The organism is Exiguobacterium sp. OS-77 (assembly GCF_000414195.2).
Classification (GTDB): domain Bacteria; phylum Bacillota; class Bacilli; order Exiguobacteriales; family Exiguobacteriaceae; genus Exiguobacterium_A; species Exiguobacterium_A indicum.
Window position 1 is genome coordinate 642,059 of record NZ_DF239008.1, and the last position, 13,117, is coordinate 655,175.

The 13,117-nt window shown below is 47.4% G+C and carries 15 protein-coding genes; 11 read left to right on the forward strand and 4 right to left on the reverse strand.

What is annotated here, in order from left to right; genetic code table 11:
• Positions 1-26 precede the first annotated feature (26 nt).
• From EXG77_RS03035 to EXG77_RS03085, 11 genes are all read left to right on the forward strand, one after another.
• Complete coding sequence (locus EXG77_RS03035; protein ID WP_081637359.1) at positions 27-1,271, forward strand: helicase-related protein; 1,245 nt, start codon at positions 27-29, stop codon at positions 1,269-1,271.
• 86 nt (positions 1,272-1,357) lie between these two features.
• The gene (locus EXG77_RS03040; RefSeq protein ID WP_238987915.1) at positions 1,358-1,906 is read left to right on the forward strand and encodes a ComF family protein; all 549 of its coding nucleotides are present in this window, start codon (positions 1,358-1,360) and stop codon (positions 1,904-1,906) included.
• A gap of 114 nt (positions 1,907-2,020) precedes the next feature.
• Entirely contained in the window at positions 2,021-2,329 is a 309-nt protein-coding gene (locus EXG77_RS03045) for a hypothetical protein (RefSeq protein WP_145981725.1), read from the forward strand.
• A 66-nt stretch (positions 2,330-2,395) separates the two neighbouring features.
• Positions 2,396-2,614 carry a flagellar biosynthesis anti-sigma factor FlgM gene (locus tag EXG77_RS03050; protein WP_241492300.1) on the forward strand — a complete coding sequence of 73 codons (219 nt, stop codon included), beginning with the start codon at positions 2,396-2,398 and terminating at the stop codon, positions 2,612-2,614.
• Between the two features lie 121 nt (positions 2,615-2,735).
• Positions 2,736-3,143, forward strand: coding sequence for a flagellar protein FlgN (locus tag EXG77_RS03055; RefSeq protein ID WP_023469292.1), 408 nt, complete (start codon positions 2,736-2,738; stop codon positions 3,141-3,143).
• 12 nt (positions 3,144-3,155) lie between these two features.
• Positions 3,156-4,706 (forward strand): flagellar hook-associated protein FlgK, encoded by a 1,551-nt coding sequence (gene flgK / locus EXG77_RS03060; RefSeq protein WP_023469291.1) that lies wholly within the window; start codon positions 3,156-3,158, stop codon positions 4,704-4,706.
• A gap of 18 nt (positions 4,707-4,724) precedes the next feature.
• The gene (flgL, locus tag EXG77_RS03065; protein WP_035396201.1) at positions 4,725-5,702 is read left to right on the forward strand and encodes a flagellar hook-associated protein FlgL; all 978 of its coding nucleotides are present in this window, start codon (positions 4,725-4,727) and stop codon (positions 5,700-5,702) included.
• 13 nt (positions 5,703-5,715) lie between these two features.
• Positions 5,716-6,294 (forward strand): DUF6470 family protein, encoded by a 579-nt coding sequence (locus EXG77_RS03070; RefSeq protein WP_023469289.1) that lies wholly within the window; start codon positions 5,716-5,718, stop codon positions 6,292-6,294.
• A gap of 4 nt (positions 6,295-6,298) precedes the next feature.
• Positions 6,299-6,739: a flagellar assembly protein FliW gene (gene fliW, locus EXG77_RS03075; protein WP_035396203.1), complete on the forward strand. Its 441-nt coding sequence runs from the start codon at positions 6,299-6,301 to the stop codon at positions 6,737-6,739.
• Positions 6,739-6,963 (forward strand): carbon storage regulator CsrA, encoded by a 225-nt coding sequence (gene csrA / locus EXG77_RS03080; RefSeq protein ID WP_023469287.1) that lies wholly within the window; start codon positions 6,739-6,741, stop codon positions 6,961-6,963. Before fliW ends, csrA begins: the two co-directional genes overlap by 1 nt.
• Positions 6,964-7,159: 196 nt before the next feature.
• A complete protein-coding gene (locus EXG77_RS03085; protein WP_023469286.1) occupies positions 7,160-7,984 on the forward strand; it encodes a squalene/phytoene synthase family protein in 825 nt (274 codons plus the stop codon).
• Between the two features lie 57 nt (positions 7,985-8,041).
• On the opposite strand, the gene EXG77_RS16285 is transcribed toward EXG77_RS03085, so the two are convergent.
• The 4 genes from EXG77_RS16285 to EXG77_RS03100 form a co-directional block, all read right to left on the reverse strand.
• Positions 8,042-8,209 carry a hypothetical protein gene (locus tag EXG77_RS16285; protein ID WP_156357207.1) on the reverse strand — a complete coding sequence of 56 codons (168 nt, stop codon included), beginning with the start codon at positions 8,207-8,209 and terminating at the stop codon, positions 8,042-8,044.
• A gap of 15 nt (positions 8,210-8,224) precedes the next feature.
• The gene (locus EXG77_RS03090) at positions 8,225-9,121 is read right to left on the reverse strand and encodes an alpha/beta hydrolase (RefSeq protein ID WP_035396205.1); all 897 of its coding nucleotides are present in this window, start codon (positions 9,119-9,121) and stop codon (positions 8,225-8,227) included.
• Positions 9,122-9,144: 23 nt separating this feature from the next.
• Positions 9,145-10,026 (reverse strand): YitT family protein, encoded by an 882-nt coding sequence (locus EXG77_RS03095; protein WP_035396207.1) that lies wholly within the window; start codon positions 10,024-10,026, stop codon positions 9,145-9,147.
• 86 nt (positions 10,027-10,112) lie between these two features.
• Positions 10,113-12,917: a GGDEF domain-containing phosphodiesterase gene (locus tag EXG77_RS03100; RefSeq protein ID WP_238987916.1), complete on the reverse strand. Its 2,805-nt coding sequence runs from the start codon at positions 12,915-12,917 to the stop codon at positions 10,113-10,115.
• Positions 12,918-13,117: the final 200 nt, after the last annotated feature.

Genomic DNA, 13,117 nt, shown 5'->3' on the forward strand with positions numbered 1-13,117 from the left:
GTCGATTTTCCCATTCGTCCGTCAAGATGAAGCAAATGGGAAACGAAGGAAGTGAAGCAATGGATATACGCGGGAGATGGATTTCAGCAAAACAGATGGAAACCCGATTGCCGACGCATCAACTCATTCCAGCCGTGACGTTTACGTGTCAGCGGTGTGGAGCCTTTCCGGTCAAAGGCCCTTGCACGTGCGGAAAACGTTGCTATTATTGTCGACGATGCATTGCTTATGGGAAGTTGCGCACATGTGATCAGCTCATTACGGATACCCGTCCGCTCGATCCGGTACATCCAGCACAGCATCAACCGATTCGTTTGACACCTGCTCAAACGACTGTCGCGCGGACAATTGAACAGACGATTCTCCGTGGTGGAAGGTTGCTAGTTCACGCGGTTTGTGGAGCAGGGAAGACACCGATGTTCTTCCCCGGTATCGAAAGAGCATTGGCGAACGGAAAGCGTGTTCTTGTGACGGCGCCAAGTGCGGATGTCGTCCGTGAATTGACGCATCATATCAAACAGGCATTTCCGACTGCTCACGTCGTATCTTTATATGGTGGATCAGCGGATCGTCTTCTCTTAGGTGAAATCACGGTCAGCACGACACATCAACTGATTCATTACCGGTCTTGTTTTGATGTCGTCTTATTAGATGAAGTCGATGCCTTTCCGTTTCATATGAACTGGACGCTACATCGATACGTCAAACGGGCGATGACGCAAAAAGCAGCGTTGATTTTATTAAGTGCGACGCCATCGATGTGGCATCGTCGCTATCCGACAGTACGATTAATGCGGCGTTATCATGGACATCCTTTACCGGTTCCCCGATTGAAGTCACCGTTTACGATGCAGTCGATCGTCGAGTGGTTGCGTCAGTATGAACAGCAACCGCGTCTCGTGTTCGTCCCCCGAATCGCAGCGCTCGAAGCATGGCAAACACGATTGAAAGAAGTCGGTATTGATGTGACGACCGTCCACGCGGAAGATCCGGACCGCATTGAGAAAATCCAAGCATTTCGTACGACGAACGGTATTTTGCTCACGACGACGATTTTAGAGCGTGGCGTGACGATCTCTAACGTACAAGTGGCCGTCCTGGATGCTGATCAAGGGTTTAGTACGAAAGCCTTGATTCAAATCAGTGGTCGTGTCGGACGAGATGCGGCTTACCCGGACGGGGATATTTCATTTTTCGCCAATGATCGGTCGGATGCCCTATTTTATGCCATCCATCAGATTCAAAAAGCGAATCGATGGACGACTTCATGAAGTGTTTATGCTGTCAGCATGACTTTATACCTAACTGGGAACTGAGTAATATGTGGACTAGCCAAAACATTTGTAATCCCTGTAAAATGAAATTTGTAAAAAGTGGTGGATGTGTGGACTGTGGCAAACCAGGTATCGAGCTCTGTCAGGACTGTCGACGATGGCAAAATCTCGGCTTACCACTTCATACCCGTACGATGTATCTTTACAATGAGGAAGCGAAGACATTCATGCATCGTTATAAATTTTTAGGAGATACTGTCCTAATTCGGATGTTTACCGACGAGTTGAAGAAGGTAAAAATGAGAAGAGGATGGATCGTTCCGATTCCGCTTAGCCGTGACCGCTTGTCTGAACGAAAATTCAATCAAGCAGAAGAGATCGCTAGACGAATGAATGGGAAGGTCACCTTAGCATTAAAGCGCGACGAAGGGACACCGCAGAGTAGGAAATCAAGAGAAGAACGTCTTAAACGATCGAATCCATTTCATGTCACGAAAGAAGTTGCAGGGAAAAATATCTTGCTGGTCGACGATGTCTACACAACAGGAATAACACTCCGGCAAGCGATGGTGCGTCTCAAGGAAGCGGGCGCAAGTGAAATTTCTGCAGTAACTTTATTTCGGAGTATTTAATATTTCATCATTCCTGCCGATACTCTGAATGAGGTGAAGGAAATGGATGTAGTAAACTGCAAATCTTGCGGGAAAATTTTTGTAAAACAATCTTCTGATCTTTGTCCGACGTGTATGCGTCAAGATCATCTGAATTTCGAAAAGGTACGCGAATTCTTGCGAGAGCGGCGAAAAGTCCGAACTTCACCGAATGATGTCGAGATGCAAACAGGAGTCAAACGCGAAACCGTCTTTCGTTATATCAAGGAAGGGCGCTTGTTGATTTCTGAGATTTCTCAAATGGAAATCACGTGTGAGAGTTGCGGAAAACCCTCTCATGAAGGGACGATTTGTGCTGACTGTCGTGATAAATTGCGACGTGACCTCGCCCAAGCGATGCAAGATTCTGTGGACCCTTCGAAACCGAGAACGTATCGAACTTAAATCAAGAATCTCGTAATCTAGAAAGCAGGTGTTCACATGCGAATTGATTCGACTAAATGGGTGAACATGCCCAAGACGTATGAAAGAAATCAACCCGTAGAAGGAACCGAAACAAAACGAATGAATCGAACAGACGAAGTGACGATTTCAAAAGAAGCACGCGTGCGCTTCGAAGGAACGACTTCATCGCGGGCAGATAAAATTGCCTCCCTTAAACAAGCCATTCAGGATGGAACCTATAAACCGGATGCGAACAAAATCGCGGAACGTTTCTTGAACTTGTAATAAGGTGAATGAAACTGACATTAGAAGCGACTCGGGGCACGGATGCGCGGGTCGCTTTTTATATGAAACGATAGCAAGGTAGTAAAGTAGTCGGACTCATGATAAAAGGAGCAAACACGATATGGAAATCATCCGACAGTTGACGGAGGCGCATGAAGCATTATTAGCGCTCGCCTTTTCGAAAAAAGAGGCATTGATTCAAAACGACATGAGTCGCCTTTCGAAAATCGTCAAGGAAGAACCCGTTTTGCTAAAACGCATCGCGACATTAGAGCAAGAGCGCATCGAATCCATGGGAACCGTGACGATGACGGAGTGGATCGCGTCGCACCCTGAAGATGTCGAAACGCTTCGAGCTCTCTTATCGACGATGGGGCAACTGCGAAAAGCGAACGCGCTGAACGCAGAGTTATTAGAACAATCGTTACATTACATCGAATGGCATTTGCAATTGCTCGTACCGGAAGCGGATGACTTTACATATGGTCAATCGACGTTTGACCGGACACACTTCAATCGAAATGCATAAGGAGGAAGTCGAATGGGTTCAACATTCATGGGGCTTGAAACGGGACGTCGTGCGCTGACGACGAGTCAATGGGCGTTACAAGCGACAGGAAATAACGTATCAAATGCCGGAACAGCAGGATTTTCAAGACAGCGTCTCGTCCAAGCGACAACGGAACAACTTTCGGTCTCCCTAGGCGGCGGAAAAAACGTTCAATTCGGAACCGGTGTCCGTGGAGAACTCGTCGAGCGATTACGTGACGTAATGGTCGATAAACAATATCGCGATGAATCGACGAAGTATGCGTACTATTCAACGAAAGCAGCAGCATTCGGGCGAATGGAAGATATCATCAACGAACCGTCTGAAACGGGGCTTGCGAAAACACTCGATAGTTTTTGGGCATCGTTACAAGGATTGTCAAAGAACCCGCAAGACTCGGGAGCGCGAAGCGTCGTTCGGCAGCAAGCGGATACCGTGTCAAAGACATTCAACTACTTAGCGACTTCTTTGACGAAGGTACAAGGGGACTTAAAGAATGAACTAGACGTCTCGACGAAAAAAGTAAATGATCTCCTTCAGAAAATCTATAACGTCAATACACAAATTCACGAAATTGAACCGATTGGCGTCTTGCCAAACGACTTATACGATGAACGTGATCGTTACTTCGATGAATTATCGACATATGTGGATTTTAAAAAAGTGCCGATTGATGCAACTGCTATTACAAGTGGAGGCATGGGGAATGCTTCAAAGATTGCTGAAGGACGTATGGATGTGGAAATCATCGTTCCGGGAGGTTCGTCATTACATGCGGTTGATATGTCAATCACACAAGCACGTTCTCTTACATTCACGGAGGATCCTACGACAAAAGCAATCACTGGATACAACACTACAACAGGACCAGTTTTATTCACAGCATCAAATAGCTTTTCAAACGGTAAACTTTGGGCTTTATTACAAATGCACGGTTACCAAAGAGATGGTGAAACGACACTGACAGGTGAATATCCTAAGATGCTCGATAATCTAGATAAGATGGCTGCTGCTTTTGCGAAGGAATTTAATGATGCTCATTCAAAAAACTTCATTAAATCCAAGGATGCTTCTGGAACTGTCAGCAATACGTATGGGACAAATGAATTTTTTGTTGCTTCAGATGGTGGAACGGTCAAGGCCGGAACGATTTCAGTCGGAGATACGATTTGGAAAGACCTTTCGAACATTATGAGTTCACGAGACGGAAATATCGGGGATGGTTCTGGGGCATTGATCTTAGCCAACATCAAAACAACATCATTGAGTGATTTAAGTGCTCCGATCGGTTCGTTCTATCAATCGATCATCGGTGACATGGGGGTAGCGACAAGCCAAACGATTGACCTAGGAAAAAATGCTAGTGTTTTGATGGAGAATGCCGATCAACGCCGAATGTCAGTCTCAGCAGTCTCACTCGACGAAGAGATGACGATGATGATTCAGTACCAGCATGCATATAACGCAGCGGCGCGAAACATCACGACGGTCGATGAAATGCTCGATAAAATCATTAACGGTATGGGATTAGTCGGTCGCTGATAAGGAAGGAATGAGGACATGCGGGTCACACAAACGATGCTGACGAAGACGAATATTGGTCATTTATCTTCGAGTTACCAAAAACTAAGTACGTTACAAGAACAACTAATTAGCGGTAAAAAAATTCAAAAGCCGTCTCAAGATCCAGTCGTTGCAATGCAGGGGATCCGGTACCGGACAGAAGTCCGGGAAGTCGATCAGTTCAAGAAAAATGTCGATGAAGCGACAGGCTGGATGGACCTAACCGATTCTGCTTTAGATGAAGTGACGTCTGCCATGCGTCGGATCAACGAATTGACGACACAAGCAGCAAACGATACGTATGATGGCACACAGCGGAAAGCCATCCAAAGCGAAGTTGGACAGTTGATTGAACATATCGGAACACTGGCGAATACAAAATATAACGAAAAGCAAATCTTTAACGGTACACAAACGGATCAACCGTTCATCAATATGGAAGAACTGAAAGCATTTTTAAAAGACACTGTAAATACCGCAGACGTTGATAAGATTTTCACAGAAACCCTCGGAACAAGTGACGGAAAGATCGAGTATGAAGTGTCTTCAGGGATCAAGGTACAAGTCAACGTCACACCTACAGATGGTGGTGACGGTGGTGTGTTTGGAAAAGATACGTTCACGACGCTAAAGAAGTTATTTAATGCACTTGGTGGTACAAAAGCAGATGGAAGTCCTGGTAGTAGCACAAATAACGGAACTGAATTATCCGGCATGTTGAAAGACTTAACAGCGATGTTGAACAAAACGGTCGAAGTACGTTCGGATTTAGGGGCACGCGTGAATCGACTAGAACTAAATGCGTCGCGCTTAGAAGATCAAGAAATTATCGCAAAAACCGTCATGTCTGATAACGAAGACATCGAAACCGAACAGGTCATCATGGAACTGAAGTCACACGAAACGTTGCACCGTGCTGCACTCAGTGCCGGAGCACGCATCATCCAACCATCGTTACTTGATTTTCTTCGATAAGGGGTGAACCGGGATGAATCTTCCTCACTTAGAGATGCGACAGACCTCTGCTAAAATCGGTATGCAGACGACACCACTTGAGATGCGGCAAACGCAACGTCCGGCTGATCTTTCGATTGAACAACCGCAAGGGGAGCTAACGATTGAAACTGTAGCGGCTCGTCTCGAAATCGATTCGTCGCAAGCTTGGATCGAGATGGGACGAATCCCAGCATTCGAATCCGTCAGACGGTATGCGGATCTTGGTCAACAAATGGTACGTGAAGGAACGGGACGCGTCGCGAGTGAAGGAGATCAATTGATGCGGATCGAGCAAAAAGGCGAGGTCATCGCGCGGATTGCGAAGATGAACGATACGCCTCCAGCAGAAGTGACGACGATGGGCTTCATTCCTCGGAGTTTGGACCGGGTCAAAATTAATTTCACACCGGCTGAAGTGAATGTTCGTTACACTGCTCGTAAGCCGGTCATCGATGTCACGACGCATCGTCCGGAATTAGAGGTCACGGAAGGGAAAACAGACATTTTCCTCCGAGAACGAAATCAGCTAGATATGTGGCCAGTGGGTGGCATATACGACGAGAAAGGATAATATTATGCAAATCGAAACAGATTTTTTTGGTGCGATTACGATCGAGCCAAGTGAGATCATTACCTTCGCTTCTGAATTACCGGGGTTTCCGGATGCCAAACAATTCGTCTTGTTGCCGTTTGGAGAAGGGGTACCGTTTTGGTCCTTCCAATCCATTGATCAGCCGGAATGCGCATTCATCGTCACGAATCCGTTTTGGATCGATCCGGACTATGTCTTTGAATTAACGGATTCTGCAAAAGAACAGTTGAGTATCGAAGAAACAGCGCAAGTCGCTGTATACACGACGGTGACGTTACGTGAGCCTTTCCAGGAATCGACGACAAATTTACGTGCACCATTCGTTATGGAAACGAAACAGCGGCTCGCGAAACAAATCATCTTAGAAGATACATATCCGAATCGTCAAAAGATTGGAAGTCTGACAGAAGTAGGTGGACGCTGATGCTCGTATTAAAACGAAAGAACGGCGAAGCGATTCAAATCGGAGACGATATCGAACTGACGATTCTTGCAATTGAAGGAGATCAAGTTAAGCTCGGAATCCGTGCTCCGCGACAAGTCGACATCCATCGGAAGGAAGTCTATTTAGCCATCCAAGAAGAGAATACAGAAGCATCACGGAGTACAGGGTTGATCGGACAACTCTTGAAACAACAAGAAAAGTAAGGTCAAGTGAATGCCAGTGTATCCTCTCGTGATTCAGGCATTCTCTGGAAAAAAGAATACAAATCGACTCCCTGCACGTATCATACGAGTGCAGGGAGTCTTTCTTATCATGAAATAAATGCTCAAACGCGTTGAATCGTGTATAGTAAATGGAGAAGAAAAGAAACCTTTTGAATCAAAGAGGGAGTTGTCAGGAATGAATGAGACGAAGCAGCTGAAAAAAGACGCGAACCGTGTACTAAAAGCGACGAGTCGCACCTTCTATATCCCGATTAGTCGACTATCGCAAGACTTACAGGAAGCGGTCGGTGCTGCTTATCTATGCATGCGTGCCATCGATGAGATCGAAGACCATGAAGAACTAGCGACGGACATCAAGACGACGTTACTACGTGAGACGGCATTGATGATGCGTGGCACGTTCTCCGCTACGGCCTATCTCGAGTTGATCGCGCCTTACACGGCGCATCTGCCGGAAGTGACACTCCGTCTACCGGAGTGGATCGCCTATTGTCCGGCCGCAATTCGTCCGAAGGTCCTCGATTCGACGGCGGAGATGGCAGAAGGAATGGCGGTCTGGGCAGAGCGCGACTGGACTGTCAAAACAGAAGCGGATCTCGATGAGTACACGTATTATGTCGCTGGACTTGTCGGTGTGATGCTGTCAGACATTTGGTACTGGAAAGCAGGCATTGTCACGGATAAGCAACAAGCGATTGGATTTGGTCGTGGTTTACAAGCCGTCAACATTCTGCGTAACCAACAGGAGGATGCGGAGCGTGGTGTCGGTTACTTCCCACCTGGTTGGACGACGGATACGATGTTTGCTTATGCGCGTGAGAATCTCGCAGAAGCCGACGCCTACCTTGCGTCCATTCCGAAGGAGACGACGATTTATGAATTCTGTCACATTCCACTTGCACTCGCGCATGGAACGCTGGATGCCCTTGCAAGAGGGAAGGAGAAACTCAGTCGTCCGGAAGTCTTGAAGATCGTCGGAGCTGCTGTACTAAAACGATAAGCACAAACGAACAAGCCGCCCGTTTCCATAGAGGAAGCGGGCGGCTGTTTTTGTCTGTCATCGTAAGATATACATCGTCAATCCAATGAGTGCGGAACCGATCCAAATGAGAAGAACCGCTCGTCCGTAAGGGAACCGATACCCGGCGCGACGCGAAACGAGTAAACCGATCCCCATGACCGTCAGTGCGATGAAAAACGTCAAGAACACGGAGAGTTGCTGCATTCCGATTTCCTCCTATCAGTGCAAGTCAGCTAAATACGCGAGCACCTTCTCTTCATAAGCTTTTCGGTCGTGGGCATACGACTGGACATGACCGCCGTTCTCTGTCACATAAAGTTCCGATCGTGGCGCTGCCTTTTGAATCTTCATACTTTCCGTCACTGGAATCGCATCGTCATCTTTCCCGTGGATCAACAGGATCGGGTAATCAATCCGTCGGACGGATTCGACCGGTTTGACGCGTTCGGGATTGAGTCCTGTCAACGGAGGTGTGATTTCTAGAATGATCGGTGTAAACGGAAAATTCGGTAGCCCGCTCCAAACCGGAAGATTCGTGGCGAGATAGTTTTCTAAATCACTGAATGGACTATCGGCGATGACACCGACGACATCGGCATTCGGAGCGGTGACGAGCGAAGTCGCCGCACCCATCGAGATACCATAGAGCACGACCGGATTCGCCGAACGTGACTTCGCGTACCGCACAGCCGTCAACAAGTCGTCTTGTTCCTTGGCTCCGACGGTGACGCGTTTGCCGTCTGATTCACCGGAACCTCGGAAATCAAACGTCAACACATTGTAGCCAGCATCATGAAACTTCTTGAAGAGCGGCAGGACCGGAACGTCTTCTTGCTCCCGGTTCTTCCCGTATCCATGCGCAAAGACGATTGTTAACTTTGCATCCTCACTCGGCATCCACCAGCCGGATAAGCGGGTCCGATCTTTATAGGACCGGAATGTCACGTCCTCATAGTCCAGATTTTCTGCCTTCTTCGGATTTGTCGTCAATGCCTCGCGCTCCGGTTGTGTCAAGGATGAGCCGACGTAACCGGAAATACCGACGATGATGACGACGACTAAGGTGACGATGATGATGATGGTAGCGATGATTTTTTTACGATGTTTTTTCCACACCCGCGTTCCTTCCTTTCGTTCGGTTAATGGATATCTTTTTTCTTGAAGCGACCGCCATGGACATCATGGATGTTGCCGATCGCAATAAAGGCTTGTTCATCAAAGTCACGAACGATGTCCTTCAACTTTGATTCTTCCAAGCGACTGATGACACAAAAAATTACTTTCTTCCCATCACCCGTAAAGGCACCTTCTCCATTTAAGTATGTCATGCTTCGTCCGAGACGATCCATGATCGCAAGACCAATCTCTTCGTAGTTCTCGGAAATGATCCAGACGCTTTTCGATTGATCGAGTCCATCGATGACGACGTCGATCGTCTTGAAAGCGACGAAATATGTAATCAAGGAATACATAGCCCGGTCCCATCCAAAGACAAAACCAGCGGCTCCTAAAATGAAAACGTTGAAGAACATGACGATCTCTCCGACTGAAAACGGTGTCGATCGGCTAAACGAGACAGCAAGAATCTCCGTTCCATCGAGTGATCCACTCGAACGGATGACGATGCCAACACCGATTCCGAGAATCAATCCACCAAAGACGGTCGCGAGTAAGTCGACGCTTGTCAACGGACCGATGTGTTCGAGGAGTTTCGTTGCGATCGCCATGATGAAGATCGCGTATAACGTCGATAGGGCGAACGTCTTCCCGATCTGTTTGTAGCCGAAGAAGATAAACGGGATATTCAGGAAGAATAACCAAAAGGCGAGGGTCGTGTCCGTGACTTTCGAGCCGATGATCGAAATTCCGACGATTCCGCCATCGATGATGTTATTCGGAACTAAGAATCCTTTCAGACCGATTGCAAAGATGATGGCACCGATCGTTAGCATGAGGAGACGTCGAAAGAGTTGACCTTTCGTCGAACGACGATGATGTTTTATCGGTAGTGGGGACTGCATGTCATTCCTCCCATCTAGAGTAAATTACTTTAAGATTACTATAACAAAAAAGCACGAAGACGTCTGTGAACGTCTTCGTGAGTGAGTCAAGGGGTGTAACGTAACGATTGGAAGAAGCGCATGATCTGTTCGGCTTCCGTTTCGTTCGTATATTCCCCCATATATTGTCCGTCTTGCTGACCGATGATCGTGACAGTACAGGTGACGAGTTGCAGCCCTTCGTTTAATCGAATCTCACATGTTGCGGCATGTGAAGGAAGGGGCGTTTCAGTCGAGAAATACAAGACCTTCGTACTCGTCTGGTGTGCCTGTAAGTCAGAAAAAGCGAGCGTGAAGGACTCCGTATGATGCGTCAGCATCCGGATCTTTCCGGGAACGGAAAACCGTGGAACCGTATCACTCGACAGGGCACAAGCCTCGATCGGATAGAGAATTTCTCGAATTAAAAATCCTTCCATCACATCACTCGGAACCGGTCGACTGAAGAGATATCCTTGGATGCGTGGACATTCGAGCATCCGAAACGTATCGAGCTGCTGAATCGTCTCGATGCCTTCTGCTACGACATATAGGTTAAATTCGTTCGCCATGTACAAGATACTTTTAACGATCGCTTGCGCTTTCGCATCATCGTAAATGTGCGTCGCGAACTGACGATCGATTTTGATGACGTCGATCGGATAACGTTGCAAATAGACCATCGAAGAGTAACCTTTACCGAAATCATCTAAGGCGATCCGGACACCCAGGGCACTGACCGATTCAAGTGTCCGACTCGTCATCGGATCATCCATGATGAGGGCCGCTTCTGTGATCTCAAGTTCAAGCAGGGCCGGGTCGAGCGCATATCGTGTTAAGGTCTGTTCGATTTGATGCTCGAATCCTGGAATCAACAGCCGCTTTGGTGAGACATTGATCGAGATCGGGACGAGTGAGGCACCGGTCTTGGACCACTCGTTCATCTGACGGCAGGCTGCTTCGAGGACCCAGTCCCCGATGTCGATATGCAGCGCACTTTCTTCTGAAAGCGGAATGAAGTCGTTCGGCGGGATTCGTCCCCATTCCGGATGTTGCCAGCGGATCAAGGCTTCCATTCCAACGATCTTTCCCGTCCAGCTATCGACCTTTGGTTGGTACTCGAGGAATAACTGATCACGTTCGATGGCATAATGCAAGTCTTGCTCCAAACGATAGCGCCGATAATAGTCAATATCGAGATTCGAAGCATAATGATGAAACGCACTGTGATCGTCGCGTCGTGAGCGGCGTAGTGCTGTGTAAGAATGCTTTAATAACTCAACGGCGTCCGTGCTGTCTTGAGGATAGCGACTGATACCGATCGAAACCCGAGCGAACAAGGCGTAGGGTTCAATTGAAATCGGTTGTGTCGAGATCGCAAGCAGTTTTTCCGCACACGGCGTGACATCTTGTTCATAGTCGGTCGAGACGAGCAGTGCATATTCATCCCCACCGAGATGACCGAGGAAGACCTCGTTCGGTTTGACATCGTTTAAGCGGGCAGCTGTCGCTTGGAGCCACTGATCGCCGGAACCGTGACCGAACGCGTTATTGATCTCCGTAATGCGGTTGAAAGAAACCGAGAGAACGAAAAAAGGAACAGTGCGTGCTTGCCACGATTCAATCGTCTCAATCAGTGCTTGGCGATTCGGAAGACCGGTCACGACGTCCCGGAGAGCGAGTTGCCGTAACTGTTCTTCGTACGCTTTTTGTAACGTGATATCATGCAAGATGCTGTTAGAATACGCAATTGATCCGTCAGAGTGAAAGATTGGAATTTGTTGATCCTCGACCCATTTGATCCGTCCATCGGGAAAACGGAGACGGTACTGAAGTGTTCCGGCATGCCCTTGTAACAATCGTTGCATGAACTTTCGCATCGCATCGTGATCTCGAGGATCGATTCGCGACAATAACCACGTATCATTTAAAATCAAATTTTTTGGTAACTCCTCGTAGATGTGCAAAAAACCTTGCGAATGAAATAAAATCCGTCCGGTCGTCAAATCAATTTGTGAGATCGCCGCGTTCACAGCCTCATAAATGTCACGGGCTTGTGCGCGTTCCATCTTCAATTGTTGACGGGCCGCATCGATTTCTGATAAGTCATACAAGACGATTGAAGCCTGATGCGCATGCCCTGCGCGACGTACTGCCTTCAAGCGCAACAATTGATACGAACCGTCTGACGTCAGCAAGGACAGTTCTTGTTCGAACTGGTCCTGCTTTCCGGCTGCCATGCGCTCGATCTCAAAGCGGAGTGGGTCAAAATCCCAAGGATGAATCCGTTCGAGTAACCGTTGTTGCTCAATTGATGACTGATCTTCCCTTAGCCCGAGAAACTTGAGAAGTGACGGTGAAGGCTCGATTTGATGCGACCGTAAGTCATAATAGAATAAGACTAACTCAGGCACTTGCTCGGTCAGCTCCAGTTGGGAGCGAATTTCCGAGACGTCTTCTTCGAGTTGTTTTTCGCGTGTCACATCACGTGCGACGCCATAGACACCGATGACATGTCCTTCCTGTTCAATCGGCATATTCGTAATCTTTAAGGTGACGAGATGTTGGTCTGCGTGCAACCCTCTTGCTGTATAATGAACCGTTTCCCCTTGTAACGCACGCTGGAAAAATTGCGAGACCGCCTCCATTTGATCCGGAGGATTAAACACGGAAAAGTGCTCGTATAAGGTATGTTCCGAGTATCCTAGGATTTCTGGAAGATGTTCATTGAAATAGATGATCGTACCAGCAGCATCAAAGACAAAAATCGCATCGGTTTGATGATGGAAAAAGGCTTCTGATTGTTCAAGACGAGATACTTCAAGCCCACCGATATGAATCGGTGCCGTATCTGATCGTCGGATTGTTTTCATGGCCTCAAAAAACGCCATCTCTTCACCTCCATACGTAGTAACGCTTCAGTCTTACTATCGGATGAAGGGGAGAATCGTTGCAATGATTCCTTAAACAATAGACTATTATTTCAAAAAAATGAATGGAAAGTTAGAAAACGATGCAATTTTATTTCGAAATTAAGAGGTCAAGTACGACAAAAAACGAAGCTCAACGGTAT

Excerpts from the sequence above, each read along its gene's own strand:
- EXG77_RS03070 (WP_023469289.1), top strand. The coding sequence starts at position 5,716 with ATGAATCTTCCTCACTTAGAGATGCGACAGACCTCTGCTAAAATCGGT.
- EXG77_RS03035 (WP_081637359.1), top strand. The coding sequence starts at position 27 with ATGAAGCAAATGGGAAACGAAGGAAGTGAAGCAATGGATATACGCGGG.
- EXG77_RS03085 (WP_023469286.1), top strand. The coding sequence starts at position 7,160 with ATGAATGAGACGAAGCAGCTGAAAAAAGACGCGAACCGTGTACTAAAA.
- EXG77_RS03045 (WP_145981725.1), top strand. The coding sequence starts at position 2,021 with ATGCGTCAAGATCATCTGAATTTCGAAAAGGTACGCGAATTCTTGCGA.
- EXG77_RS03040 (WP_238987915.1), top strand. The coding sequence starts at position 1,358 with ATGAAATTTGTAAAAAGTGGTGGATGTGTGGACTGTGGCAAACCAGGT.
- EXG77_RS03100 (WP_238987916.1), bottom strand. The coding sequence starts at position 12,917 with ATGAAAACAATCCGACGATCAGATACGGCACCGATTCATATCGGTGGG.
- EXG77_RS16285 (WP_156357207.1), bottom strand. The coding sequence starts at position 8,209 with ATGCAGCAACTCTCCGTGTTCTTGACGTTTTTCATCGCACTGACGGTC.
- EXG77_RS03055 (WP_023469292.1), top strand. The coding sequence starts at position 2,736 with ATGGAAATCATCCGACAGTTGACGGAGGCGCATGAAGCATTATTAGCG.
- EXG77_RS03050 (WP_241492300.1), top strand. The coding sequence starts at position 2,396 with ATGCCCAAGACGTATGAAAGAAATCAACCCGTAGAAGGAACCGAAACA.
- flgK (WP_023469291.1), top strand. The coding sequence starts at position 3,156 with ATGGGTTCAACATTCATGGGGCTTGAAACGGGACGTCGTGCGCTGACG.
- flgL (WP_035396201.1), top strand. The coding sequence starts at position 4,725 with ATGCGGGTCACACAAACGATGCTGACGAAGACGAATATTGGTCATTTA.
- csrA (WP_023469287.1), top strand. The coding sequence starts at position 6,739 with ATGCTCGTATTAAAACGAAAGAACGGCGAAGCGATTCAAATCGGAGAC.
- fliW (WP_035396203.1), top strand. The coding sequence starts at position 6,299 with ATGCAAATCGAAACAGATTTTTTTGGTGCGATTACGATCGAGCCAAGT.
- EXG77_RS03095 (WP_035396207.1), bottom strand. The coding sequence starts at position 10,026 with ATGCAGTCCCCACTACCGATAAAACATCATCGTCGTTCGACGAAAGGT.